Raw genomic sequence first — 24,023 nt, 5'->3', positions numbered from 1 at the left:
CACCACTTGGTTGATCAAATGAGTGGCGGGTTAGCATATGAGCACCGCCTAGCTCGAAAGATGGACCTGTGACTGTCAATGACGACGCGTTCACGAACTGGAAGAACCGCGAGGAGATCGCGGAGTCGATGATCCCGATCATCGGGAAGCTGCATCGCGAGCGGGACGTGACGGTCCTGCTGCACAGCCGCTCCCTGGTGAACAAGTCGGTGGTCAGCATCCTCAAGACCCACCGGTTCGCCCGGCAGATCGCCGGCGGGGAGCTCTCGGTCACCGAGACGCTGCCGTTCCTGCAGGCTCTCACCACGCTCGATCTCGGCCCTTCGCAGATCGACATCGGCATGCTCGCCGCGACGCACAAGAGCGACGACCGCGGTCTGTCGGTGGAGGAATTCACCGCCGAGGCGGTCGCCGGTGCCACGGGTGCCAACAAGATCGAGCGCCGCGAACCGCGCGATGTCGTTCTCTACGGTTTCGGCCGCATCGGCCGCCTCCTCGCCCGCCTGCTCATCGAGAAGGCCGGTTCCGGCAACGGCCTGCGGCTGCGTGCCATCGTCGTCCGCCAGGGCGGCGACCAGGACATCGTCAAGCGCGCCTCGCTGCTTCGCCGTGACTCCATACACGGCCAGTTCCAGGGCACGATCACCGTCGACGAGGCGAACAGCAAGATCATCGCCAACGGCAACGAGATCAAGGTGATCTACGCGGGCGACCCGTCGGAGGTCGACTACACGGCGTACGGCATCAAGGACGCCATCCTCATCGACAACACCGGCAAGTGGCGCGACCGCGAGGGTCTGTCGAAGCACCTGCGCCCCGGTGTCTCCAAGGTCGTCCTGACCGCGCCGGGCAAGGGCGACGTCCCCAACATCGTGCACGGTGTCAACCACGACACGATCAAGCCGGACGAGCAGATCCTGTCCTGCGCCTCGTGCACCACCAACGCGATCGTCCCGCCGCTGAAGGCGATGGCGGACGAGTACGGCGTACTGCGCGGCCACGTGGAGACCGTTCACTCGTTCACCAACGACCAGAACCTGCTGGACAATTACCACAGCGCCGACCGTCGCGGCCGCTCGGCGCCGCTCAACATGGTCATCACCGAGACCGGTGCCGCGTCCGCCGTCGCCAAGGCGCTGCCCGACCTCAAGGCCAGGATCACCGGCAGCTCGATCCGCGTCCCGGTGCCGAACGTCTCGATCGCGATCCTCAACCTGCGGCTCGCGCGCGAGGCCACCCGCGAAGAGGTTCTCGAATACCTCCGCGACGTGTCGCTGACCTCGCCGCTCAAGCGCCAGATCGACTTCATCGGCGCCCCGGACGCGGTCTCGAGCGACTTCATCGGCTCGCGCCACGCCTCGATCATCGACGCCGGCGCCACCAAGGTCGAGGGCGACGACGCCATCCTCTACCTCTGGTACGACAACGAGTTCGGCTACTCCTGCCAGGTCATCCGTGTCGTCCAGCACGTGTCCGGGGTGGAGTACCCGACGTACCCGGTTCCCGTGGCCTGATCCCGCCTGATCCCGGCGGTCCGCTCAGTGCGGTACCCCGCTCGGCGGGCCATGCGGCCGGTCACCGATCCCGATCGGTGACCGGCCGCTGTCCGTCGGCTGCCGCCCCGACCGCGTAAGTGCGGCCGTCACCAGGAAAGACCGTGGGGTCTTCCTGGGCACGCCGGGTGGCGGCGGTCGTCCGGGTCAGTCCGGTGGCTCCGCGTACGGGGACGGCTTCGGGGTCGCCGCGGGCGGGGCCGGTGCTCCGGAGCGATCCGTGTCCGCTTCCTCGTCGCCCTCGTCCTCGTCCTCGATGTCTTCGGGTTCCTCGGGGCCGGTTTCCGCGCCGCTCCAGGGGTCCGGCTCCCCCGGTGTGCCGCCCGCTTGCTGGTCGGGCATGTCCCGGGGCACAGCGGCGCCCTGGCCCGCGGGCTCCTCGCTGCGACGGTCCGTCATGGGTTCTTCCTCTCTCCGGTGCTGTTCAGGGGAGGTCAGGTGTCGTCCCCTGGCGGGCGGTCCCCTTTCGCGGCCTCGCCACCCGTCCGTCTTCCCTTTCCGGCCTGGTGCCGCCGGGCGTCGACTCCCTTGAGCGCCTCGTCGTCCGCCGTGCCGCCCGCGGCCCGGTAGCCCTCGCCACCGCTGGCCGTGCCGGGCACCCAGCGTTCGCGCGCTGGGCTCTCCTTGCCGGAGGCCGCCCCCGGTTCCTTCTCGTCCCGCGCCCGCTCGTAGGGGTCGGCGCGGTGCTTTCCCGGTTTCCGCTGGGCCATCTCGCTCGCCTCCGCGTTCGCTGGCAACCCCACCGGCTGGGGCTGAGGCCCGTCGGGTACCCGGTTACCGGTGGCGCATGCGGCCGGGTGGTCCTCGATGTGCTCTCCCGGTGCCCGCGACGGGTGCCCCTCCATCGGCGGGAGCCGGGCCGAGACGCAGCAGAAGGTCGTCGAGAACGGTGTTCTCGGCGGGACGGGGGTGGGCCCGGAGGAGGTCGGCGGCGCACCTTCGGCCTTCGGGTGACAGGCACCAGCGCAGGAGCCGGTCGAGGTGGCAGGGGTGGGCGCGGTCGCACGGCAGGACGGCGGGCCAGCCGAGCGCGAGGGCCTGAGCGGTGACTTTCGCACCGCCGGCGACGGGGTCGACGGCCAGGGCGGGAACGCCCGCGCGCAGGGCGAGGACCATGCCGTGCAGCCGGGTGGTGACCACCGCGTCGAGGCGGGTGAGGACGGTGTGCAGTTCGTCGGGGGTCGCCGGGAGCCGCCAGTCGCGGGTGTCGAGGCGGGTGTCCAGCGGCAGACGGGCCGCACCGGTGGTGGGCAGCCACTCCCACAGGGCGCGGGTGACGGCGGTGTGACGCCGCCGCGGCCCGTATTCGCGCTGGCCGTGGGTGAGGACGACGCCCAGCAGCGGGGGACGGCCCGGCAGGGGCGCGTGGAGGCTGAGGTCGGTGGCGGGGGCGGCTCCCACCAGGTCCCGGCACAGAAGATCGTCGAAGAGGGTGACGGCCGGATCGGCCGGATCGGGCACGGAGACGCCGACGGCGATGCGGCGGCACCGGGAGAAACGGGTGTGCAGGTCGAGCAGGGGGCTGGTGCCGTCGGGGGCGGGCCGTGAGTGCAGGGGGCCGCAGGCGAAGACCAGGTGGGTGTAGCGGGCGGGGTCGGTGGCGGTGAGGTGGAGGGCGGCGGGGCGGAAGGCCGGGGACCAGGCGGTGTCGTGGTCGATGCCGGCCCGGCGCAGCGCGTGCTGCACCGCCCGGGCCGCGAGCATGTCGCCGGCGGTGACCTCGCCGTGCAGGAAGCTGAACCACCCGGTGAGCAGTACCCGGCGGGCGGGCCGCCCCGGTCCCGTGGTCGGCCCGGCGGCTGATGGTGTGTCAGCCGACATAGCGGCGGGCGGCCGAGTTCTTCTGCGGCGCTTCGAGCAGGCGCAGCCGGTCCTCGACGGGACGGGGCAGGGGGCGGCGTTCCCGCAGGACCCAGGGGGTGCCGGCCAGGGCTTCGGCGAAGGCGCGCAGGGAGGTGGCGTCGCGGGGCACGGTGCGGGCGAGGTGGGCGGTACGGCGTACCGCGGCGGGGGCGGAGCGGCGCAGCCAGGTGGTCCACAGGGTGTTGCGGATGCCGTGGCGGCGTCGCAGGCGGGCGTCGCGGTGGGGTGAGGGGCGGTGGTGCGCGGTCAGATGGTCGGCGTAGCCGAGCCACCAGCCGCGGGCGGCGAGGTCGGCGGCCAGGAGTTCTTCCTCACCGCCGAGCCACAGACGCGGGGAGAATCCTCCGGCGGCGCGGAAGGCGTCGGTGCGCAGGACGGTGGCGGCCGCGAGGAAGGAGCCGAGGGCGGGGCCGGGCAGCCATGAGGGGCGCGGAAGCGGGGAGTCGCGCAGTTCCGTGACGATGGGGTCCTCGAACGGTTCCCCGCCGGCTGTCGTGTCGGCGTGCTGTCCGGGGTGGGGGTGGACGAGGATGCGGGCGGTGACGGCGGCGAGGCGGGGGTGGGTCTGGAGGAGGTCGGCGGCGCCGGTGAGCGAGCCGGCCTCCCACCACGAATCGTCGTCGCAGAAGGCCAGGTAGGGGGTGGTGGCCAGCCGGGCGGCGAGGTTGCGGCCCGTGGCGCCGAGGTTGCGGCCGGGGGTGAGCAGCGTGACGGCGGGGTGGTGGGCGCGCACGGCGTGGGCGGTGTGATCGCTCGACGCGTTGTCGACGACGGTCACCGGTGGCCGTTCGGGCAGGGCCGCCAGCCGGTCGAGGGTGTGCAGGAGTTCGTCCCGGCGGTCGCGGGTGATGACGACGACGGTGGTGCGGGGGTCGGTCATGGCTGTTCTCCCTTGGGGCGCCGCGCTCTCGCGGTGACGGGCGGGACCGTGGGGTGGGTCCCGGGGGCCGGGGAAGCGGGGAGCCTCGCGCGAAGGGAGGGGGCGAAGGCGGTGGGTGTGCTGTTCTCCACCGTTCTGACGCCGCGTTCGACGGCGGGCGGCAGGCGGCGTCGGCGGGCGAGGGCCGCGGGCAGGCGCCCGGCGGTGGCGGCCAGGGCGGTGCGCGCCTGGGGGTCGGCGGGGCAGGCCCGGGCCAGGTCCCAGGTGCGGGCCAGGGCGTAGGGCAGCGGGCGGCGCATCCACGCGGTGAGCAGTTCGTTGCGCAGTACCCGGGCGCTGCGTCCGGTGCGGGGGGCGGGGTCGGGGTCGTGCCAGGCGATGACCTCGGGGCAGTGGGCCAGGCCCCAGCCCCGGCCGGCCAGGTCGAGGGCGAGGAGGGTTTCCTCGCCGCCGAAGTGCAGGAGGGGCTCGAAGCCGCCGACGGACAGGAATGCCTCCCGGCGCACGACGGCGGCGCAGGCGAGGAAGCCCAGTACGGAGGGGCCCGGGAGGTCGGGCTCCCGTCCCAGGGGTGCGGCGGCCAGGACCGCGTTGAGGGGGTCGGGGCGGCCGGTCCGGCCGACGCGGGTCGCGGCGGCGATCAGGCCGAGGCGGGGGTGGGTGTCGAAGAGCCGGGCGGCCCGGCCGAGGGCGCCGGCCTCCCACCAGGAGTCGTCGTCGGCGAACGCCACGTAGGGGGTGGTCAGGACGGCGGCGCCGAGGTTGCGGCCCGTGGCGCCGAGGTTGCGGCCGGGGGTGAGCAGCGTGACGGCGGGGTGGTGGGCGCGCACGGCGTGGGCGGTGTGATCGCTCGACGCGTTGTCGACGACGGCCACGGGCGGGCGTTCGGGCAGGGCGGCCAGTCGGCTGAGGGTGTGCAGCAGGCGTTCGCGGCGGTCCCGGGTGATGACGACGACGCCGACGCGGGCGTCGGTGGGGCCGGTCACGGCACGGGCTCCGCGGTGGGCCGGGGGTCCGGCAGCCGTTCGACGGCGGCGAGGACCTCGGCGGTGGTGACGCGCAGCAGCCGGGGGTCGGGGACGGGTCCGTGCGCGTCGCCGGGGCGGGCGCGGTCGTCGGGGCCGGGGTGCCACAGCACGTGGTGGTGCGGGGTGGGCGGTGGTCCCCACAGGCGTGGGGCGACGGGGCCGAAGAGAACGACGGAGGGGGTGCCCAGGGCGGTGGCGAGGTGGGCGAGGCCGGTGTCGCCGACGACGACGGCGCGGGCGCGGGCCACGAGGGCGGCCAGGTGGAGGAAGGGCAGGTCGGCGGTGCCGCCGAGGACCGTGGCGGCGGGGAGGCCGGCTTCCCGTGCGACGCGGTGGGCCAGCGGCCCTTCGCCGGTTCCGGCGGTGAGGACCACCTGGTGTCCGGCACGGTGCAGGGCCCGGGCCACGGCGGCGAACCGTTCGGGGGGCCAACGGCGGGCGGCGGCGTCCGCCCCCGGGTGGATGACGATGGCCCCGGGGGCGGGTGACGGCGCGTCGGGCGGGGGGATGCGCAGGTCGTCGGGGTCGGCGGTGATGCCGTAATGCCGCAGGAGCCGGCACCAGCGGGCGCGCTCGTGTTCGTCCTCGCGCCACTGGGGGCCGGGGAGCCAGGGGGTGCCGGGGTGGGCGTACGCGTAGAGACGGCGGGGGTTCAGGGCGTGCAGCAGCAGGTGGCTGGGCGGTCCGTTGCCGTGCAGGTCCACGGCGATGTCGGGGGGCGGGCCGGCCCAGTCCAGAGCCGTGGGCACGGCCCTGGCGGGTGCTTGCGCGGGCAGCAGCCGGTCGACGGTGCCGGTGGCGGCCGCGGCCTCGGCCAGCCGGGCGGGGGCGGCGAGGACGAGGGTGTGGCCGGGATGCGCGCGGCGCAGGGCTCGCAGGGCGGGCACGGCGGTGAGGAGGTCACCGAGGCCGAGGGCGCGCAGGACGAGCAGGCGGGGCCGGTCGGCTGTCATCGGCGTACTCCCCGGGGGTGGTGGACGCGGGCTGTGGGCAGGTGCCGGGCGAGTGCCGCCGGGTACCGGGCCATGCGCCGGCGCGACCGTGGGCGGAAGGCACCGGCGGGGCCGGCCGGTGCGGGTGCGGTGCGGGAGTGGTGCGGGCCGGGCGTCACGGGCGGGGTCCGGGGGCCGGGCGGGAGCGGGCGGCGCGGCGGGCCAGTTCGGTGGTCGACCGGCCGGCGAGATAGGGCAGGGTGACGGCTTGTCCGCCCCATTCGCGCAGGGCGGCGGCCTCGGGGAGGTTTTCGGCGGTGTAGTCGCCGCCCTTGGCCCAGACGTCGGGGCGCAGGGCGCGCAGCAGGGTCTCCGGGGTGTCTTCACGGAAGACGGCGACGGCGTCGACCGAGCCGAGGCCGGACAGGACGCGAACGCGGTCGGCTTCCGGGGTCAGGGGGCGCCCCGGGCCCTTCAGCCGGCGGATGGAGTCGTCGGAGTTGAGACAGACGATGAGACAGTCCCCGATGCGGCGGGCGCTTTCGAGCAGTCCCACGTGTCCGGCGTGGAGCAGGTCGAAACAACCACCCGTCGCGACGACGGTCCCCCCCCGGGCGCGGACCGATTCGGCCAGGGCGAAAGGATCACCGGAGTGGTGGGAGGCGGGCGGCAACGGGCCCTGGGGATCCCACAGGTGGTGGTTGCCCGCGCCGCCCGCCGCGACGAACGCGGCGGCTTCGGCGACCGCCCGCTGGACGGCCTCTTCGGGCAGGGCGCCGTCGGCCAGGGCGGCGGCCGCGATGGCGGCGAAGCAGTCTCCGGCACCGCAGGGGTCACCGGCGGCGGGGTGCGGTGGGGGGACGAGCATGGGGCTGTCGCTGCCGTTACGGGTCAGGATCGCCCCGCGTTCCCCCAGGGTGACGGCCACGGCCGCGGCCTCCCAGCGGGCTGCCAGGCGGGTACCGCGGGCGGCGTGCGCGCGCAGTGAGTCGTCGTCGGGGCCGGGAGAGCCGGGGTCCGGGGGTGCCAGGGCGCGGGCCTCGGCCGCGTTGGGGGTGGCCAGCCGTACTCCGGGAACGGGAACATCGCCCTTGGGGTGGGGGTCCCAGAGCACCGGGGCCCGGCGGGCGGCCTCGGCCAGCAGGGCGCGCACGGCCCGGGCGGTGCCCCGGCCGTAGTCGGCGACGAGTACGGCCCCGGCCTCCTGGAAGGCCTCCCGCACGGCGTCGCCGGGCTCGCCGGGTATTCCGCCGCCGTCGTCGATGCGGACCAGCGGCCGGTCGCCGGCGCGTACCCGTGTCTTGACGGGCAGCGTGCCGACCAGGGGCAGTTCCACGACGTGCACCCGGGGGGCGAGGGCCTGACGGACGAGGTCGCTGGCGCGGTCGTCGCCGAGCGCGGTGACCAGCACGACGGACCGGCCGTCGCGGGCCGCCAGCGCGGCGGCGAGCCCGGCGCCGCCGGGGTGGGCGCGGTGGTGCACGACGTCCACGACGGGGGCGGGGGCGTCGGGCGCCAGGCGCGTGGCCTCGCCGTCGATGTCCCGGTCCAGGAGGGAGTCGCCCACGACCACGAGCGGCTGTCGTTTCTTCATGGCCTCTTCCTTCGCTTCCTTCGCTTCACCCCGGGCCCGCCCGTCCTGGGGAGTCCTCGCAAGTCCGGGTGCTCGGTGCGTGGGGGCGGGGGCGGTTCGTGAGCGGCGCTCGCCTCAGCCCGCGGGTACGGCCGGCCCGGCCGGGCCGTTGGGCGGGACGAGCGACGGCGCGACGGCGGGGGCGGCGGGGGCGGCGGCGGTCCCCCGGCCGGTCAGCGGTGCCGACCTTCCGTCCCGGGCCGGCGCCGGTGCGCTTTCCACCGCGTCGAACGACTCGCACACCAGATGCAGCACCACCAGGTGTGCTTCCTGCACGGTGGCGGTGTTGTCCGCCTCGATGCACAACGCCTCGTCCGCCCGGGCGGCCAGCGGGTTGGGGCGCGGCCCGGTCATCGCCCAGACCCGCAGCCCCGCGGAACGGCCCCGGTCGGCCGCGGCGAGCAGGTTGGGGCTCCGTCCGGAGGTCGACATCAGCAACAGGACGTCACCCGGCCGGCCGTGGGCGGCGACCTGGCGGGCGTAGAGCTCCTCGAAGCCGTAGTCGTTGCCGATCGCGGTGAGGCTGGAGGTGTCCGCGTGCAGGGCGATGGCGGAGTAGGCGGAACGCTCGGCGCGGTAGCGGCCCACCAGTTCGGCGGTCAGGTGCTGGGCCTGGGCGGCGCTTCCGCCGTTGCCGGCGGCCAGCAGCCGGCCGCCCGCGCGGAGGACGGTGGACAGTTCCCGGCCCCATGCGGCGGCCTGGCCCAGGCCGCGGTGGCGGAAGCGGTCCAGGGCGTCCAGTAGGCACTGGCAGTGGGCGTGTGCGGCGTGCAGGGTATCGGTCATGGTGTGTCGGGCCTGCCCGGTGATGTCTCGGCGGGCCGTGCCTCCTTGCCTGTCTCAGCGGTGCGGTCCTGCCGGTGCGGTGCTCCTCGGCGATGCCGCCGGGTGCTGCCCCACGGGTTCCCGCCGGTACGCGGCCTCCGGGCGGAGCGGGCCCGTCGGGGGGACCCGCGACGCCAGTACGTCGCGGTAGACGTCGTCGGTGGTCGCCGCCACCCGGTCCCAGCCGTACCGGGTCAGTACCCGGCGGCGGCCGGCGACCGAGCACGCGGCGCGGCGCGCGGGGTCGGCGAGGAGGGCGGCCACCGCCGCGGCCAGCGCCGCGGGGTCGCCCGGTGCGACGAGCCGGCCGGTGGCGGGGTCGGCCACCGTGTCGAGTTGGCCGCCGACGGCGGTGGCCACCACGGGGGTGCCGCAGCCCATCGCTTCCAGGGGCACGATGCCGAAGGGTTCGTAGTCGCCGGGGCACAGCACCACATCGGCGCTGCGCAGCAAGGGGGGAACGCTCTCCCGCGGTATGGCCCCGGTGAAGCGGACCCGGTCGGCGACACCGGCTTCGTGGGCCAGCGCGCGCAGTCGTCGTACTTCGGGGTCCTCGTGCAGACGGTCGGGCGGGGGGCCGCCGGCGATGACGAGTTCGGTGGCGGGCAGGGCGGCGAGGGCGGTGACGGAGAGAGCCGCGCCCTTGCGTTTGACGAGCCGTCCGATCTGGAGGATCCGGTGGCGGCGGCCGCGGGGGGCGACGGGCCCGTAGGGGGTGAAGACCGAGGGGTCCACACCGCAGGGGACGATGACCGTGTGCCGGCGGGGCACGCCCATGGCGGCCAGTTCCCGGACCTCGTCGCGGCAGGTGGCGATGACGCGGTCGCAGTGCCGCCCCAGTGTTCTCTCCACGGCGATGCGGGCGGGAGGGCTGGTGTCCTCGTGCCGTTGGTGACGGCGCTTGACGGTGCCGAGGGCGTGGTAGGTGTGCACCAGCGGCAGACCGAGTTCGCGGGTGGCGGTCAGGGCGGCGAGGCCCGACATCCAGAAGTGGGAGTGCACGATGTCGGGCGGGTCCTGACGCCACTGCCGTATCAGGAAACGCGCGAAGTGCTCCATGTGCGGCAGGAGTTCGTCCTTGGGGACGTGCCGGGGCGGGCCCGCGGGTACGTGGCAGACGTCGACGCCCGGTCGCAGCGGTACCCGTTCGGGCAGCTGGGGGTCGTCCCGCCGGGTGTAGACGGTGATGTGGTGGCCGCGGTCGGCGAGGGCGGCGGAGAGGTGGGCGACGTGGACGTTCTGTCCCCCGGCGTCGACGCCGCCCAGGGCCGCGAGGGGGCTGGCGTGTTCGGAGACCAGCGCGATGGTGCGCGGCACCGTCGCGGCGGGGCGTGAGATGGTCATCGGCTCACCTCCTCGATGAGGTGTTCCCAGTCGCGCAGGAAGCGTTTGAGTCCGTAGCGGGCCAGGGCCGCGCCGCGGGCACGCGCCCCGTCCTCGGCGGCGGCCTGGGGGTCGTCGAGGTAGCGGCGGGCGGCGGCGGCCAGGGCCTCGGGGCGGGTGGAGAGCACACCGGTGCCCGCGGGCACCGCTTCGACGACTTCGGTGGTGGCCAGGGCGACCACGGGCATGCCCAGGTGCATGGCTTCCAGCAGGGACAGGCCCAGGGAGGTCCAGCGCACGGGGTGCAGATACAGGCGCCGCCGGGCCATCTCGGCGTGCAGCCGGCTCTGTGGCAGATCGGCGCTGCGGCACTGGGCCGCCGGGAGGCCCAGGTGCCGGGCGAGGTGTTCGGTGCCCATGCCGAACACGTCGAGGGGGACGGCCCCGCCGAGGGCGGGCAGCAGGTCGGTACCGGTGGTACGGCCGCGCCGGACGGGCTCGTTCACGACGACGGCGGCCCTGGCGAGCTGCCCGGTGTAGAGGTGGCCGGGGTCGACGACGCCGTGCTCGATCACGGTGGTGCGGGTGGTGCCGTTGTCCCAGAACAGCCGGTTGAAGTGGGTGACGTGAACGAGGGTGAGGTCGTCACGGTCGGCACAGGGGTGACGGGTGTCGGGTATCGCGCCGTGGGGGGCGTTGTGTTCCAGGTAGACCGCCGGTATGTCCCGGCCGGGGCGGCGGCCGAGCCAGCGTTCGGCCAGTTCCCCCTCGTGGGGCCGCTGGAGGACGACGAGGTCGATGTCGGTGTCCCGCAGTTGCTCGGGGGTCAGCTCCAGCACCGACTCCGGCCAGGGGTAGGTGACGGCCCGGCCCAGCCCGTCGGGACCGCGGTCGGCGGTGACGGGAACGAGGTAGGTGTGCGGTCCCTGGACGAACGCGGTCGTCCACGATCCGTGCACGTGCCACAGCAGGATGTTCATACGGTGACCTCCTGGTCGGGGCCCCGGTCGGAACCGGGGCCGGGGTCGGGTGCGGGGCCGTGGTGAACATGGCGGCCGGGGCGGTCGTCGCGGGTGTGGTCGCGGTGGAGCAGGGAGTCGACGGCGTCGAGGAGTTCGGCATCGGTGACCGAGTCCAGGCAGGGGTGGCCCGGGACGGGGCAGACACGGGCTCTGCTGCCGGCGCAGCCGGCGTCCTGGCGGCCGAGGAGGATGTGCGGCACCCCGTAGGGGGCCCAGCGGTGGGCCGGTACGACGGGGGCGAACAGACAGATGACGGGGGTGCCGACGGCGGCGGCAAGGTGGGACGGGCCGGTGTTGCCGACGATGGCGGCGCGGGCTCCGGCGAGCACGGCGGCGAGTTCGGGGAACGTGGTGCGTCCGCCGAGGTCCAGGGCGTGGCGTCCGGCGACGGCCGCGGTGAGTCGCCGTTCGCCGGGGCCGCCGGTGACCACGACGCGGTGGCCGGCCGTCGCCAGGGCGGCGACGGCGCGGGCGGCACGGGCGGCGCTGAAGGCACGGGCGGGCACCGCGGCGCCGGGGTGGAGAACGAGGTAGGGGCCCGCGCCGGTCAGCCGGGCGCTCGGCCGCATTCCCTCGATCCGCAGGGTGCCGTCGTCGCCGGGGGGCAGCCGCATGCCGGCCGCTTCGGCGAGGGCGAGGGCGGCGCGGGCCTCGTGCTGGTGGGGTGCGCGGTGGTGGCGCAGGTCGAGCAGCGAGCCCGGGTAGTCCTCGCTGTCCGCGGCGATCCAGGGGACGCCCGCCATTTTCAGCAGGAGGGCGGTGGGCAGGGGGCTTTGGTGGTACGAGGTGAGGATCAGTGCCCGGTCGAAGCGGCGGGCGGCGATCGTGTCGACGAGTGCCTCGATGGCCGCACGCCGGACCGGTGGGGGTGTGAGGCCGACCCAGGGGGCCTCGTGCCGCAGGATCTCGTCGACGCCGGGCAGCAGCAGGGCGGCGGCTTCGCCCTGGGGCCCGCACAGCAGGGCGGTGTGCCGGGAACCCGCCGCGGCGGCGCGGACCGCCGGCCCGGCCAGCAGCACGTCGCCGGCGCTGTCGAGCCGTACCACCAGGGTCCGGGCGCGCGCCGTCACCATGAGCCCTCCCCGGCCGGGCCGGGGCCGACCCGCGCGGGCCCGTCCCCCGGCGGGACGGCGCCGCCGGACCGGCGTTCGGGGCCGGGGCCGGCGTCCTCGTCCGGCAGGAGTGCGCGGACCGCTGCCAGCAGGTCCGGGGCCCGTTCGGGGGCGGCGTCGATCTCCTCCCCGCGGGTGACGGGCGTGGGGACGAGGACGCCCCGGGCGCCGGCGGCACGGGCGGCCGCCAGGTCCGCGCCGATGTCGCCGATCACGGCCACCCGGCGGGGGTCGGCGCCCAGTCGCCGGCACGCGGCGTGGATCAGGCCGGGGGCGGGTTTGCGGCAGGCACATCCGTCGCCGGGGCCGTGCGGGCACACGGCCCATACGGCGAAGGGGCCGAGCAGCGTCTCGACGCGCCGCTGGACGGCGCTCACCCGCCGGTGGTCCAGCAGTCCCCGGGCGACGCCCGACTGATTGCTCACCACTCCTACCGGTACGCCCCACGAGCGGACGGCGGCGACCGCCTCACGGGCCCGGGGCATCAGGCGCACCCGGCGGGGGTCACCGTTGTAGGGCACGTCCTCGATGAGCGTGCCGTCCCGGTCGAAGAGCACCGCCTGCGGCCACGCCGTACGGCGTGGCAGGACCGGGGCGCCGGCGGGCGGACACGCGGGGAACAGCCACGGGCCGCCGTCGGCCGGGTCGGTCGGTGTCTGCGGAGCGGGAGTTGTGAGCACCTACCCCGGGTATCCCCGGCGAGTACGTACTAAACGGGGCAAATCGGTTACTTTCGGTGGCGGGTCACCTCTCGCCTGGCCGACGGACCTTTTGACTGCGGGCCGTCTTTGCCGCCTGCGGCGGCGAGCGCCTCTCGCCTGGCCGGCGGACTTTTGGCTGCGGGCCGTCTTTGCCGCCTGCGGCGGCGGGGCGCCCTGCGGGCGCGTCCTCAATCGCCGGACGGGCTTGGTTCGGGCTGAGCCCAGCCATATCAAGCCCGTCCGGCGTTTGAGGACACAGCACAGCAGCCCGTCCGGCGTTTGAGGACACAGCACAGCAGCCCGTCCGGCGATTGAGGACACCGCCGCGCAGCGGAGGTGCGGGCGACACGGCCCGCCGCGGCAGCGGCCCGGCTCAGCCCAGACCAAGCTCGTCCGGCGTTTGCGGACACCGCCTCGCAGCGGAGGCGTACACGACCCGCCCGGGCCGCGGCGGTTCCGCGTCCGGGAGCCGCCACCCGGTCCGGTCGGGGGCGGGCGGCCGGTAGGGGGCGGCGCGGTGGTGGCGGGCCAGGCCCCGCAGCCAGTGGAAGACGGCGACGGGCGGGATGAGCGCACTGGTGGCGGCCATGACAGCCACCTCCTGCCGGGTGCGCGGGCCCGGTGCGATGCGGGCCCAGGCGAATTCGGCGGTGCCGGCCAGCCACAGTGCCGCGCAGCCGGCCGCCGCCCGGGGCCGGCTCGCGGCGGCCCCGGCCGCCGCGAGCGCTCCGGCGGCGGTGACCATCAGATGGACGGGCAGCCGGCCGCGGGGGGCACCGGCCCGGGCCCACCAGGAGCGGCCGTGCAGCCGGTTCATCAGCACGTCGTCCGCGTTGCCCGCCTGGGTCCGCACCGAGACCCAGCGGTCGGCCGGGCGGACGGGGTGGGTGGAGCTGCGGTGGCCGCGGCTGATGGTCCAGCCCGCGTCGATCACTCGCAACGCCAGGTCGGCGTCCTCTCGGAAGGCCCGGGGGAACCGTTCGTCGAAGCCGCCGACCGCTTCCAGGGCGGTGCGCCGGTAGGCCATGTCGGCGGTGATCCACCGGGCGTCGGCCAGGCCCGCCGTGGTGCGTTCCCAGTCCGTCGGCCGGCGGTCGGGGGGCAGGGGGACCGTGACCCGGGCCTCGACGGCGGCGGTGCCGGCGCCGGCCGACGCGAGATCGGCGGCGAGATCGGCCGGCCAGGTGGGGCCGGGCACGACGTCGTCGTCGAGAAACGCGATCCACGGCTCGCGTGCCGTCCGCCACCCCGCGTTGCGGGCGGCGGCCGGCCCCGCGGCGCAGCCGGGTACGACGTGCACCAGGTCGCGCAGCGACGCGGGCACGCTCACGGGCAGCGGGGTGCAGTCGCGCAGTGGCCGGTCGTCGACGAGCACGATCCGCCCGGGGCGCGGGCCCTGGCCCTCGGCCAGGGCCCGCAGGCAGTCGGTCAGGCTGGGGCGGCCCAGGGTCGGGATCACCACCGCGAACCCTTCGTGCGGGGCCGCGGGGGTGGCATCGAGGTGGGCCGGGGTGTCGGTCACCGCAGGCATCCCTTCTCCTGGGGGCGGGTGGCGTCCGGCGCGGGCTCGGTGGTTTCCACGGCCCGCGCCGTCTCGGGGTGCTGGACGGTGGCGGCCGCGCCGGAGCGGCTCGCGGCGAAGAACTCGCCGCGGCGGATGACGAAGGGGCCCATGGCCAGGAGGTCGACGGGGGCGGAGCCGAAGCATTCCAGCGCGTCGCGCGGGTCGTCGACCATGGGGCGGCCGGCGGTGTTCAGGCTCGTGTTGACGACCACCGGCAGTCCGGTGAGCCGTTCGAAGGCGCCCAGCATCCGGGCCACCAGCGGTTCGGTGGCCGAGTCGACGGTCTGGATCCGGGCGGTGCCGTCCACGTGCACCACGGCGGGGATCCGGTCCTGCCACCGGGGGTCCACATCATGGACGAAGAGCATGTACGGGCTCGGCAGCGGCCCGTCGAAGATCTCGGCGGCCCGTTCGGCCAGCACCATGGGGGCCACGGGCCGGAACTGTTCCCGTCCCTTCACGTCGTTGAGCCGCTCCAGATTGCCCACCCGCCCCGGGTGGGCCAGCAGGGAGCGGTGGCCCAGGGCGCGGGGGCCGAACTCCGCCCGGCCCTGGAACCAGGCGACGATCGCGTCCTCGGCCAGGGCCCGGGCCACGGTCTCGGCGATGTCGGCCGACCGTTCGTAGGGCACCTGGGCGGTCTTGAGCCAGGCCTCCAGCTCCGCGTCGGACCAGCCGCGCCCCAGGTCGGCACCGGCAGGGGGTTCCGGTGTGCGGCCGGCGTCGGCCGCCAGCAACAGGGCTCCGCCCAGTGCCGTTCCGGCGTCGCCGGAGGCCGGCTGTGCCCACACCCGGGCGAAGGGGCTCTCGCGGGCCAGCCGGGAGTTGGCGACGCAGTTGAGCGCCACCCCGCCGGCCAGGGTGAGCACCGAGTCGTGTGTGCGGCCGTGCAGCCAGCGGGCGAGGTCCAGCAGGGTTTCCTCCAGGACCGCCTGGGTGCTGGCGGCCAGATCTGCGTGCTCCTGGGTCCATGCCTCCCCCGCGCGCCGGGCCCGGCACAACTCCTCCCACGGCACCCCGGCGGCACGGAACCCGCCGTCACCGGTGGCGTGCACGTAGCGGCGCAGTTCGGTCCGCATCCGTGGGGTGCCGTAGGAAGCCAGAGCCATCACCTTGTACTCGTCGCTGGAGCGCAGGAAGCCCAGGTGCTGGGTGAGTTCCTCGTAGACCAGCCCCAGGGAGTGCGGCAGTTCCTGCCCGTGGAGGGGCTCCAGCCGGTTGCCCGTGCGGCGGGCCGCGAGGTGGGATGTGGCCTCGCCCCGCCCGTCCAGGACCAGGACCGAACAGGACTCGGCGCCGGGGGCGGCGAAGGCGCCGGACGCGGCGTGGGCCATGTGGTGCGGTACGAAACGCACCAGGTCCGCGTCCAGGCCGGGCAGCGCCTCGGCGAGGAGCCCGGGGGCCTCCCGGGCGTACATCAGCCGCACGTGGTCCCACGGGTCGTGCAGTCCGAGCGCGTCGGCGGGGCGGGAGAGGCCCGGGTCGAAGGAATAGGCGACGGCGTCGAGGTCCTGGGGGCGCAGCCCGGCCTGGCTCAGACACCAGGAGGCGGCCTGCCCCGGCATCTCCCAGGCGGAGAAGGGCACCGGGCGCTTTCCGTGTTTGCGCCGGGAGAAGCGTTCCTCCTCGGCGGCGGCGACGGTCCGCCCGTCGATCACCAAGGCGGCGGCGGGATCGTGGAAGAGTGCGTTGATTCCGAGAATACGCATGGTCGAGAGCCCCTTTCGTGCTCTGTCCCCGCCCCGCCGGCTCCGGGGACGGCCCGTGTCGGCGCGCGTGTCCCGCCCGGTGGCGGCCGGGTGGTCGGGGTGGGAGTCAGGCCGGGCGCTGCTCCCGGAACCAGCTGATGAGCCGGGCCAGCCCCTCGACGGCCGGGATCCGGGGCTCCCACTGCAGCTTGCCCCGCGCCAAGGTGATGTCCGGGCAGCGCACACAGGGGTCGTCGGTGGGCCGGTCGATGAAGCGGATGGTGGAGGAAGAGCCCGTCAACTCGATGACGGTGCGGGCCAGTTCCAGCATGCTGATCTCGTCCGGGTTGCCGATGTTGACCGGCCCCCGCAGCTCGGAGGCCGCCATGGCGAGGATGCCGCGCACGGTGTCGTCGACATACGACAGCGACCGTGTCTGGCGTCCGTCACCGGTGACCGTCAGCGGCTCTCCCGCCAATGCCTGGGAGATGAAGGTGGGCACCGCCCGTCCGTCGTGACCGCGCATCCGCGGCCCGTAGGTGTTGAACAGCCGTACGATCGCGGTGTTGGTGCCGTGCACGGCCGCCTCCGCGGTCACCAGCGCCTCCGAAAACCGCTTGGCCTCGTCGTACACACTGCGCGGGCCCACGGGGTTGACGTGCCCCCAGTACCGCTCGCTCTGCGGGTGCTGCTGGGGGTCGCCGTAGACCTCGGACGTCGAGGCGAGCACGAACCGGGACCCGTGCCGCCGGGCGAGCGCGAGGACGTTACGGGTGCCCAGGCTGCCGGTCTCCAGCGTATGCAGCGGCAGCCGCAGGTAGTCGGCGGGCGAGGCCGGGGAAGCGAAGTGCAGCACCAGATCGGGTGGCCGGGGTATCTCGAACGGCTCGCAGACATCGGCCTCGACCAGGGTGAAACCGGTGTGTCCGCGCAGGTGGTCCACGTTCCGCGCGGAACCGGTACAGAAGTCGTCGACGCAGGTGACCGCGCTCCCCTGTGCCACCAGCGCGGTACACAGATGCGAGCCCACGAAGCCGGACCCGCCGGTCACCACTACGTGCTCCCACCGGGGAACGGAAACCGAAGCCATAGGACCTCTCCTCACTCGTCCCCGAGAACATGGCCACCCGTCGAGTCCCGTCGGGTGGCCCACACCCGGGCGGGCCGGGGCGGCCGGTGCCTTGCCGGCGGTACCCGGGTGCCACCGGGCGGCAGCCCTCGAAGTACCCCCGCCCGCGTCCGGCAATCGGACAAGCCGGCGCATGCACCCCAACGGCCCGGGCCGCCGTGCGGAATCCCGCTCGCCGCGTACCCTGGCGGCCGCCCGCCGACGGGACGGCGAGCTTCCGGCGCCCGGTGGGCCATGGTGCGGTTCCGCGGCGGGACGTTCCCGCGATACCACAGGCCTGGTCCGGCCGTGTGAGCAAGCCCACCCGGCGGCCCGGCCCCTTGTCCCGTAAGGCCACGAGAGGCCCCGAAGATCCAATTTCCTTGATCACCACTGCGCCGGGGGCCGGAGTCTGTGACGATGGGACGTCGCCGTCACCGGCAGCCGTCCCGCTCGTCGGGCGGCCGCCGGACGTCTGACGTCCGCGAGGGCACCGCGCACCGCCGCCGGTGCCCTTCGTACGGCCCGCATCCACCTTTCGAGCCTGCTGGGCTCTTCACGAAGTCGTTTCGCCGTGCCTTCTTCCGCTCCCGCGCCCACCACAGCCGTGCCGTCACCGGCGGTGTCCCCGGACGCAGCCGCCGTCCGCCGTTCCCCGCTCGCCCGGCTCCCCCGCCGTGCCGCCGGCGGGGGTCACGCCCCGTGGCGTTCCCTGCGCCATCGCAGCATGCGCTGGTGGTCGCTCGCCAACCTCGTGTCCAACGCCGGCACGTGGATGCAGCTGACCGTGCAGAACCTGCTGGTCCTGCAGATCACCGGTTCCGCCGCCGCCACGGGGCTGTCGCTGTCCGTCCAGGTCGCCCCCGGCTTGCTCATGGGCCTCCTGGGCGGCGCCGCCGTGGACCGCTGGCCGCGCAAACTGACCGCCGCGGTGAGCCAGGCCGTGCTCGGCCTGATCGCCTTCACCACCGCCGCCCTGGTGGCTTTCGGCGAACTCAACGTGGGCATTCTGATGGGCCTGGCGGCCGTCACCGGACTCATCGCCACCATCGACGGACCGGCGTGCGCGCTGTTGGGCAACGACCTCGTGCCCACCAAGGACGTGCCCTCCGCCATCGCGGTCGGCTCCCTCGTCCACAGCGCGGGCCGGCTCCTCGGCACCGCCCTGGCCGGTATCGCCACGGCCTTCCTCGGTACCGCCTCGGCCTACGCGGCCAACGGCCTGTCCTTCCTCTTCGTCGCGGCCGTCATCCCCTTCCTCCGCCCCTCCCCGGAAGCCCGGCTCGCCGCCGCCCCGGTCACGCCGGACCCCGAGCAGGCAACTGAGCCGGCTCGTGAGCGGGCCGGTGGACGCCGCACTCGCCAGGGCACCGGGGCCCGCGAAGGCCTGGCCTTCTTCCTCAAGCGTCCCCGGCTGGTCGCGCTCGCCGCGGTCACCGGCCTGAGCGCGATCTTCGGGCGCAACTACGCCCTGACCCTCGCCGTCCTCGTCGCCGGCCCCCTGCACGCCGGTGCGGGTGCCTACAGCACCGTCTCCACCGTGCTGGCCGTCGGCGGTACCGTCGGCGCGGTCCTCGCGGCCCGGCTGCGCAGCCCCTCCGTGCGTCTGGTCGCCGCGCTCGCCGCCGCCGGAGGCCTTCTCCAGGCCGTCGCCGGGTTCTCCCCGTCGCTGACCATGCTGCTCGTCCTCGTCCTGCCCATGGCCGTGATCGAGTCGGTCTCCGACACCGCCGGCACCACCGTCCTGCAGACCGATCCCCCGCCCCATCTACGGGGCCGTGTGCTGGGGGTGTGGCGCAGCGCCAGCACCGTCTGGGGGCTCATGGGGCCGCCCCTCCTCGGCCTCCTGATGGAACTCGCGGGCCCGCGCGGAACCCTGGTTTCCGGTGGTCTCGTGATCGCCCTCGCCATCACCGCGGGGGCCCTGCACCACCGCGGCCGCACCGCTCGCGCCGCCGAGCCGTCCGTGGCGGCCGGCCCCGTGCCCATCCCCGTTCCCGTGCCCGCGCAGCCGGCCACCCTGGCCGCCACCGCCTGACGCCGCTGCCGCGCCCCGGTCGGTGCGGTGTGGTTCGGTGTGGTGTGGTCCGGGGCGGTGGTGGTCCGGGGCGGCGGGCCGCCTTTTCAGTCCCTCAGGAGGGCCACCGCCATCGCGGCGAAGAGGCCGGCCACCAGCAGGACGAGCAGCACCAGCACCGCCACGGGCATCTTCGCCCACCCGGTCGTGGGGTTGTGCCGTTCGAAGGGGCCGGATTCCGAGGTGCTGCCTTCGGCGGGCGGCGTCTCCCCCGGAGGCACACCCCCGCCCGGCTCCAGTCCGGGGGTCTTGTCAGGATCGGGGTCCATGCTGGGGGTTGTCATGGCGTACGAGTATCAGGAGCGGCTCCCGCACGCACCCCACGAGCCCGCGTTTTGCCTGTTCTCACCGGGAAGGCCGCAAGCGCGGCCGTCCGGTCGACGGGGCCGGGCGGCGGAGCCGGACGGGTGAAGCCCGGCCCGAAGCCCGGGCCTCCTCAAGGGGCGAGGTATGGATACCGACGGCGCCTCGGTGGTGAGGTGCCGTCGACCGCAGGGAGCAGATGTGACAACGGCGCGAGAGATCATGACCGAGGGCGCGGAGTGCGTCGGGGCCGAGGACAGTGTCCTGTCGGCGGCGAAGCAGATGAGCCGGCTGGGAGTGGGGGCGTTGCCGATCTGCGGCAGCGACGACCGGCTCAAGGGGGTGCTCACCGACCGGGACATCGTGGTGAAGGTCCTCGGCCAGGGCAAGGACCCCGGGCAGGTGACCGCGGGGGAACTCGCCCAGGGCGAAGCCGTCACCATCGGTGCCGACGACGACGCCGGGGAGATCCTGCGGACCATGGGTGCGCACAAGGTCCGCCGGCTGCCGGTCATCGACGGCCACCGGCTGGTCGGCATGGTGGCCTTGGCCGATGTCGCCCGCGCCCTGCCGGACCGCCAGGTGGGGGACCTGCTCGAAGCCCTGTCCACCGACTGAACCGACCCACCTCCGCTCCGCACACCGGGCCGGCCTGTGGGGTCCGTGAGCGGATCGCACCGGCGGGCCGGGCTCAGCCCGCGAGCAGGGGCCGGAGGTGGGTGTAGGCCCAGGCCTTCAAAGGGGTGGGGGTCGTGGTGGTCACATCACGGGGCTGCTCCGGCACGAGGCCGCGCGTTCCGGCCAGCATGCCGACGATGCCCTCCACCGCCTTCGGCGGCAGGCCGGCCGAGCCGAGCTGGGAGCGCACGTCGTCGTCGGTGACGGACCGGAGGCGAATGGGGCGCCCCACTGCCTCGGTGAGGATCCGCGCGACCTGATTGAACGTCAGGTCTTCGGGTCCGTGGACGCCCTGGACCACCCGGCCGTGCCAGCCGTCGTGGAGCAGTCGGGCGGCGGCCACCTCGCCGATGTCGCGGGGGTCGACCCACGCCATGGGCCGGTCGGGGTCGGCCGCGGTCGTCAGCACCCCCTGGCGCAGTTCGTCCACGCCGAGCAGGAGGTTGGTGAAGAAGTAGCCGCAGCGCAGATGAAGGACGTCGGCGCCGGTGGCGTCGAAGAGTTCCTCGATCCGGGCCAGACCGTCGATGTGGCCCACCCCGTGCCGCTTCTCCGCCCCCACACTGCTCAGGAACACGATCCGCGCCACCTCCCCGGCGCGGGCGGAGTCGGCGAGGGCGGCGGCGGTGCGCTGTGACGTTTCGACCGGCTCCTCGACCGTGTGCGGTGTGGGGTCGACCCAGAAGACGGTGCGTGCTCCGGAGGTGGCCCCGCGCACGAAGCCGGCGTCGGTGAGATCGCCGCACCGCACCTCGACACCGCCACGGGTCCGTGCGTCCAGGCGCGCCGGATCCCGCACGAGCACCCGGGGCCGGACACCCGCCTGGATCAACAGCCGTACCACCCGCGATCCCACGTGTCCCGTGGGTGTTGTGACAACGATGGTCACCGTGAAGCTCCCTTCGCGCGTGCCCGTCCCGTGCCCCGGAGCCTCAGCGCTCGGAGCGCGGCACCGGTTCGCTCTCCTCGGACGGGCCGCTCTCGCACGGGGTCAGGCGCTGAGGACGGAGTCGTCCAGGGTCCGGGCCCCGGGAAGCCGGTGGCGGGCCGCGATCAGGGCGGCGTCCACGTCACGGGTTCCCGTGGACACGCACAGCGTGTAGGAGACGTCCTCCATACGCCGGCGCACCTCTTCCCCGCCCTTCTCGGCGCCGAGGGCACGGAGGGTCTCGTACTCCGCGATCAGGTCGGCCAGCACTGCGGGGTGGGCCATCAGCATGTTCGGGCTCCTCTCGACTGCCGTCTCTTCGGGCGTCCGCCTACCCGCGATACGGGGCTTCACCCGTAGGAAGGTGCCCGCGGTTCAGGGAGGTTCCGGCGGTTCGCGGGGTCGCGGGTCCGGGCGTTCACGGGATCCGGCCGAACGGGCTGTCGTCCAGCCCCGCGAGCAGGGCGGCGGGGTCGCGGTAGACGGCCAGTGCTCCCGCCTCCCGCAATTCGGCCTCGCCGATGCCGCCGGTCAGCAGCGCGACGCACCCCACTCCCGCCCGCCGCGACGCCCGCACGTCCCAGACCGTGTCGCCCACGAACACCGCCCGCTCGGGCTCCACGCCGGCCTGTTCGAGTGCCTGGAGCACCGGGTCGGGGGCGGGTTTGGTGGCTTCGACGTCGTCGGCACTGGTGGCGTCGAGGATGGCGTCGTCGGCGTCGATGGCCCGGCGCAGCGCGGTGAGTTCCGATCCCTGCGCGGAGGTGGCGAGGACGACCCGCCAGTCGCGGGCGGCGAGGGCGCGCAGCAGCTCGGCCGCCCCGTTCAGGGCGGGCAGCCGGTCGAACCACGTGGCGTACAGGACCTTGTGCGCCGTGCTGATGGTCTCGTCCTCGTCGGTGTCGCGGTCGGCACCGAGCAGCCGTTCCAGGAGCCGGCCGGAGCCCATGCCGACGGTGTGCTGGATGTCGGTCATGGCGACGTGGTGGCCCGCTTGGCGGAACGCCTCCCACCAGCAGACGGTGTGCAGGTAGTTGGTGTCCACGAGCGTGCCGTCGACGTCGAAGACGGCCGCGCGGGGACGCGTGTCGCCACGTTCCTCGTGGGGGGTCGCGGGATGCGCCTGAGGGCACACGGTTCAGCCCTCCTCCGGGTCGTGGGCGAGGTCGTCCTCGACGGCGTATTCGGTCAACGGGCTGGTGGCGGGCCCTTGGAGGAGGGTTCCGTCGGTGTCGAAGCGCGAGCCGTGGCAGGGGCACTCCCAGGTCCGCTCGGCGGCGTTGAACGCGACCAGGCAGCCCATGTGGGTGCAGCGGGCGGACAGGACGCGCGGGGTGCCGTCGTCCTGCCGGTAGACCGCGCACCGGCGGCCCTTCACCCGGACGAGGGCTCCGGTACCGGGCGCGACGTCCGTGATGGAGTCCACGTGGGTGGGCCTGAGCCGGTCGCCCAGGAAGTGCCGGCCGACCTCCGCCTGGTGTTTGAGGAAGGCGGGAGCCTCGCGCAGGGTGCTCCACAGCCGCCGGGGGTCGTACAGGCCGGCCCACGAGGGGGCGCGGCCGGTGATGAGGTCCGCCAGCAGCCGGCCGGCCATGACGCCGCCGCTCATCCCCCAGCCGCCGAAGCCGGTGGCGACATAGGTGTGCCGGGCGCCCGGGTGGAAGGGGCCGACGAGGGGGACGGTGTCGGTGGAGTCGTTGTCCTGGGCGGCCCAGTGCCGGACGATCTCGGTTCCGGGGAAGTGTTCGCGGGTCCAGCCGGCCAGCTTCTCGTAGCGTTCGGTGACGCCTCCCGCTCCGGGGGTGAAGCCTTCACCGGTGACGATCAGCAGGCGTTGCCCGTCGGTATAGGGTGCGGTCCGCACGGACCGTTTGCCCGACTCCTGGGTGATGTACATGCCGCCGGGGTCGAGATCGGCGGGGATGGGGGCCGCGACGACGAGTTCACGGCGGGGCGAGAGCCGGGTGAACAGCAGTGCGCGGTCGAAGACCGGGTAGTGCGTGGCGACGACGACGTCACGCGCGGTGACGACGGTCCCGTCCTCGGTCGTGACGCGGCACGGTGTGCCTTCGGTCAGCCCGGTGACGCGGGTGCGTTCGTGGATCCGTCCGCCCCGGGCGCGGATGTCCTCGGCGAGGGCGAGCAGGTATTTGCGCGGGTGGAACTGGGCCTGGTCCGCCACCTCGACCGCGCCGGCGACGGGGAAGGGCAGCCCGGTCTCCTCGACGTAGGTCGCGGGGAGCCCCGCCTCGCGGGCCGCCTCGGCCTCGGCCCGGACGCTTTCGCGTGCTCCCGGGTCGGTGACGTAGGTGTAGGCCGCGAGGCGTTCCAGCTCGCAGTCCGCTCCGAGGGCGGCGGTGATCTCCGCGACCCGTTCGACGGCTTCCTGCTGGGAGCGCGCGTACAGCCGGGCCGCCTCGCTCCCCCGGGTGCGGCGCAAGGTGCCGTAGACGAGGGTGTGCAGGGCCGTCACCTTGGCGGTGGTGTGGCCGCTGACGCCCGCGGCCAGCCGGTCGGCCTCCAGGACGGCCACCGAGCGGCCGGCGTCCACCAGTTCCCAGGCGGCGCTCAGTCCCGCGATGCCGCCGCCGATGACGACGACGTCGACCTCGAGGTCGGCGGTCAGGGGAGGGTGGGTGCCGGCGGGTGCCGTGGCCATCCAGTGGGATTCCGCGGTGCCGGGGGGCTCGGGGGCGGGCTCGGAAGGGGGAGAAAGGGGTGGCATGGCAGACCGGGTTCCCCCCTTGGCCCGGCCGAACCGTCCTCCGCCGGTATTAGCCCGGACGGCCGGTTCCCGCCGGACCC

23 protein-coding genes are annotated in these 24,023 nt (G+C 74.6%); 3 read left to right on the top strand and 20 right to left on the bottom strand.

Going from position 1 to position 24,023, the window contains the following annotated elements:
- Positions 1–68 precede the first annotated feature (68 nt).
- The gene (locus ACZ6MA_RS27890; RefSeq protein ID WP_469436927.1) at positions 69–1,514 is read left to right on the top strand and encodes a glyceraldehyde-3-phosphate dehydrogenase; all 1,446 of its coding nucleotides are present in this window, start codon (positions 69–71) and stop codon (positions 1,512–1,514) included.
- A 186-nt stretch (positions 1,515–1,700) separates the two neighbouring features.
- Here the strand turns inward: ACZ6MA_RS27890 and ACZ6MA_RS27885 are convergent, their stop codons facing one another.
- The 15 genes from ACZ6MA_RS27885 to ACZ6MA_RS27815 form a co-directional block, all read right to left on the bottom strand.
- On the bottom strand, positions 1,701–1,952 hold the full coding sequence (locus ACZ6MA_RS27885; RefSeq protein WP_469436925.1) for a hypothetical protein: 252 nt from the start codon (positions 1,950–1,952) through the stop codon (positions 1,701–1,703).
- Positions 1,953–1,987: 35 nt separating this feature from the next.
- Positions 1,988–2,296, bottom strand: a complete 309-nt coding sequence (locus tag ACZ6MA_RS27880; protein ID WP_469436923.1) for a hypothetical protein — start codon at positions 2,294–2,296, stop codon at positions 1,988–1,990.
- A gap of 31 nt (positions 2,297–2,327) precedes the next feature.
- On the bottom strand, positions 2,328–3,374 hold the full coding sequence (locus ACZ6MA_RS27875) for a polysaccharide pyruvyl transferase family protein (protein ID WP_469436921.1): 1,047 nt from the start codon (positions 3,372–3,374) through the stop codon (positions 2,328–2,330).
- Complete coding sequence (locus ACZ6MA_RS27870) at positions 3,364–4,296, bottom strand: glycosyltransferase family 2 protein (RefSeq protein WP_469436919.1); 933 nt, start codon at positions 4,294–4,296, stop codon at positions 3,364–3,366. Before ACZ6MA_RS27870 ends, ACZ6MA_RS27875 begins: the two co-directional genes overlap by 11 nt.
- Positions 4,293–5,282 (bottom strand): glycosyltransferase family 2 protein, encoded by a 990-nt coding sequence (locus ACZ6MA_RS27865; RefSeq protein WP_469436917.1) that lies wholly within the window; start codon positions 5,280–5,282, stop codon positions 4,293–4,295. The genes ACZ6MA_RS27870 and ACZ6MA_RS27865 overlap by 4 nt, the downstream gene beginning before the upstream one ends.
- Positions 5,279–6,277 carry a glycosyltransferase family 9 protein gene (locus ACZ6MA_RS27860; protein ID WP_469436916.1) on the bottom strand — a complete coding sequence of 333 codons (999 nt, stop codon included), beginning with the start codon at positions 6,275–6,277 and terminating at the stop codon, positions 5,279–5,281. Before ACZ6MA_RS27860 ends, ACZ6MA_RS27865 begins: the two co-directional genes overlap by 4 nt.
- 154 nt (positions 6,278–6,431) lie before the next feature.
- Entirely contained in the window at positions 6,432–7,850 is a 1,419-nt protein-coding gene (rfaE2, locus tag ACZ6MA_RS27855; RefSeq protein WP_469436914.1) for a D-glycero-beta-D-manno-heptose 1-phosphate adenylyltransferase, read from the bottom strand.
- Between the two features lie 114 nt (positions 7,851–7,964).
- Positions 7,965–8,675 (bottom strand): D-sedoheptulose-7-phosphate isomerase, encoded by a 711-nt coding sequence (locus tag ACZ6MA_RS27850; protein WP_469436913.1) that lies wholly within the window; start codon positions 8,673–8,675, stop codon positions 7,965–7,967.
- A gap of 54 nt (positions 8,676–8,729) precedes the next feature.
- Positions 8,730–10,058 (bottom strand): glycosyltransferase, encoded by a 1,329-nt coding sequence (locus tag ACZ6MA_RS27845; protein WP_469436911.1) that lies wholly within the window; start codon positions 10,056–10,058, stop codon positions 8,730–8,732.
- Positions 10,055–11,017: a glycosyltransferase gene (locus tag ACZ6MA_RS27840; protein ID WP_469436909.1), complete on the bottom strand. Its 963-nt coding sequence runs from the start codon at positions 11,015–11,017 to the stop codon at positions 10,055–10,057. Before ACZ6MA_RS27840 ends, ACZ6MA_RS27845 begins: the two co-directional genes overlap by 4 nt.
- A complete protein-coding gene (locus ACZ6MA_RS27835; RefSeq protein ID WP_469436907.1) occupies positions 11,014–12,132 on the bottom strand; it encodes a glycosyltransferase family 9 protein in 1,119 nt (372 codons plus the stop codon). The genes ACZ6MA_RS27840 and ACZ6MA_RS27835 overlap by 4 nt, the downstream gene beginning before the upstream one ends.
- Positions 12,126–12,851, bottom strand: coding sequence for a D-glycero-alpha-D-manno-heptose-1,7-bisphosphate 7-phosphatase (locus ACZ6MA_RS27830; RefSeq protein ID WP_469436906.1), 726 nt, complete (start codon positions 12,849–12,851; stop codon positions 12,126–12,128). The genes ACZ6MA_RS27835 and ACZ6MA_RS27830 overlap by 7 nt, the downstream gene beginning before the upstream one ends.
- Before the next feature lie 394 nt (positions 12,852–13,245).
- Complete coding sequence (locus ACZ6MA_RS27825; RefSeq protein WP_469436904.1) at positions 13,246–14,403, bottom strand: glycosyltransferase family 2 protein; 1,158 nt, start codon at positions 14,401–14,403, stop codon at positions 13,246–13,248.
- Positions 14,391–16,145, bottom strand: coding sequence for a carbamoyltransferase family protein (locus tag ACZ6MA_RS27820; RefSeq protein ID WP_469436902.1), 1,755 nt, complete (start codon positions 16,143–16,145; stop codon positions 14,391–14,393). The genes ACZ6MA_RS27825 and ACZ6MA_RS27820 overlap by 13 nt, the downstream gene beginning before the upstream one ends.
- Before the next feature lie 106 nt (positions 16,146–16,251).
- Positions 16,252–17,214 carry an NAD-dependent epimerase/dehydratase family protein gene (locus ACZ6MA_RS27815; protein ID WP_469436900.1) on the bottom strand — a complete coding sequence of 321 codons (963 nt, stop codon included), beginning with the start codon at positions 17,212–17,214 and terminating at the stop codon, positions 16,252–16,254.
- 745 nt (positions 17,215–17,959) lie between these two features.
- Here ACZ6MA_RS27815 and ACZ6MA_RS27810 point away from each other — a divergent pair.
- Positions 17,960–19,270, top strand: a complete 1,311-nt coding sequence (locus ACZ6MA_RS27810; protein WP_469436898.1) for an MFS transporter — start codon at positions 17,960–17,962, stop codon at positions 19,268–19,270.
- Between the two features lie 86 nt (positions 19,271–19,356).
- Here ACZ6MA_RS27810 and ACZ6MA_RS27805 read toward each other — a convergent pair whose 3' ends face one another.
- Positions 19,357–19,593: a DUF6480 family protein gene (locus tag ACZ6MA_RS27805; protein ID WP_469436897.1), complete on the bottom strand. Its 237-nt coding sequence runs from the start codon at positions 19,591–19,593 to the stop codon at positions 19,357–19,359.
- Positions 19,594–19,813: 220 nt separating this feature from the next.
- Between ACZ6MA_RS27805 and ACZ6MA_RS27800 the strand changes: the two genes are divergently transcribed.
- Positions 19,814–20,230 carry a CBS domain-containing protein gene (locus ACZ6MA_RS27800; protein WP_469436896.1) on the top strand — a complete coding sequence of 139 codons (417 nt, stop codon included), beginning with the start codon at positions 19,814–19,816 and terminating at the stop codon, positions 20,228–20,230.
- 73 nt (positions 20,231–20,303) lie between these two features.
- On the opposite strand, the gene ACZ6MA_RS27795 is transcribed toward ACZ6MA_RS27800, so the two are convergent.
- The 4 genes from ACZ6MA_RS27795 to ACZ6MA_RS27780 all read right to left on the bottom strand — a co-directional run bounded on the left by ACZ6MA_RS27795 (position 20,304) and on the right by ACZ6MA_RS27780 (position 23,877).
- Positions 20,304–21,179: an NmrA family NAD(P)-binding protein gene (locus tag ACZ6MA_RS27795; protein WP_469436895.1), complete on the bottom strand. Its 876-nt coding sequence runs from the start codon at positions 21,177–21,179 to the stop codon at positions 20,304–20,306.
- A 102-nt stretch (positions 21,180–21,281) separates the two neighbouring features.
- Positions 21,282–21,509 carry a DUF5133 domain-containing protein gene (locus ACZ6MA_RS27790; protein ID WP_469436894.1) on the bottom strand — a complete coding sequence of 76 codons (228 nt, stop codon included), beginning with the start codon at positions 21,507–21,509 and terminating at the stop codon, positions 21,282–21,284.
- Between the two features lie 127 nt (positions 21,510–21,636).
- Complete coding sequence (locus ACZ6MA_RS27785; protein WP_469436892.1) at positions 21,637–22,353, bottom strand: HAD family hydrolase; 717 nt, start codon at positions 22,351–22,353, stop codon at positions 21,637–21,639.
- 3 nt (positions 22,354–22,356) lie between these two features.
- A complete protein-coding gene (locus ACZ6MA_RS27780; protein ID WP_469436891.1) occupies positions 22,357–23,877 on the bottom strand; it encodes an FAD-dependent oxidoreductase in 1,521 nt (506 codons plus the stop codon).
- Positions 23,878–24,023 lie beyond the last annotated feature (146 nt).

It is taken from the genome of Streptomyces sp. NPDC042259, from assembly GCF_055582085.1.
This window is presented reverse-complemented; position numbering and strand designations above follow the sequence as displayed.

Excerpts from the sequence above, each read along its gene's own strand:
- ACZ6MA_RS27885 (WP_469436925.1), bottom strand. The coding sequence starts at position 1,952 with ATGACGGACCGTCGCAGCGAGGAGCCCGCGGGCCAGGGCGCCGCTGTG.
- ACZ6MA_RS27875 (WP_469436921.1), bottom strand. The coding sequence starts at position 3,374 with ATGTCGGCTGACACACCATCAGCCGCCGGGCCGACCACGGGACCGGGG.
- ACZ6MA_RS27870 (WP_469436919.1), bottom strand. The coding sequence starts at position 4,296 with ATGACCGACCCCCGCACCACCGTCGTCGTCATCACCCGCGACCGCCGG.
- ACZ6MA_RS27860 (WP_469436916.1), bottom strand. The coding sequence starts at position 6,277 with ATGACAGCCGACCGGCCCCGCCTGCTCGTCCTGCGCGCCCTCGGCCTC.
- rfaE2 (WP_469436914.1), bottom strand. The coding sequence starts at position 7,850 with ATGAAGAAACGACAGCCGCTCGTGGTCGTGGGCGACTCCCTCCTGGAC.
- ACZ6MA_RS27850 (WP_469436913.1), bottom strand. The coding sequence starts at position 8,675 with ATGACCGATACCCTGCACGCCGCACACGCCCACTGCCAGTGCCTACTG.
- ACZ6MA_RS27845 (WP_469436911.1), bottom strand. The coding sequence starts at position 10,058 with ATGACCATCTCACGCCCCGCCGCGACGGTGCCGCGCACCATCGCGCTG.
- ACZ6MA_RS27840 (WP_469436909.1), bottom strand. The coding sequence starts at position 11,017 with ATGAACATCCTGCTGTGGCACGTGCACGGATCGTGGACGACCGCGTTC.
- ACZ6MA_RS27835 (WP_469436907.1), bottom strand. The coding sequence starts at position 12,132 with ATGGTGACGGCGCGCGCCCGGACCCTGGTGGTACGGCTCGACAGCGCC.
- ACZ6MA_RS27825 (WP_469436904.1), bottom strand. The coding sequence starts at position 14,403 with ATGCCTGCGGTGACCGACACCCCGGCCCACCTCGATGCCACCCCCGCG.
- ACZ6MA_RS27820 (WP_469436902.1), bottom strand. The coding sequence starts at position 16,145 with ATGCGTATTCTCGGAATCAACGCACTCTTCCACGATCCCGCCGCCGCC.
- ACZ6MA_RS27815 (WP_469436900.1), bottom strand. The coding sequence starts at position 17,214 with ATGGCTTCGGTTTCCGTTCCCCGGTGGGAGCACGTAGTGGTGACCGGC.
- ACZ6MA_RS27810 (WP_469436898.1), top strand. The coding sequence starts at position 17,960 with ATGCGCTGGTGGTCGCTCGCCAACCTCGTGTCCAACGCCGGCACGTGG.
- ACZ6MA_RS27805 (WP_469436897.1), bottom strand. The coding sequence starts at position 19,593 with ATGACAACCCCCAGCATGGACCCCGATCCTGACAAGACCCCCGGACTG.
- ACZ6MA_RS27790 (WP_469436894.1), bottom strand. The coding sequence starts at position 21,509 with ATGCTGATGGCCCACCCCGCAGTGCTGGCCGACCTGATCGCGGAGTAC.
- ACZ6MA_RS27780 (WP_469436891.1), bottom strand. The coding sequence starts at position 23,877 with ATGGCCACGGCACCCGCCGGCACCCACCCTCCCCTGACCGCCGACCTC.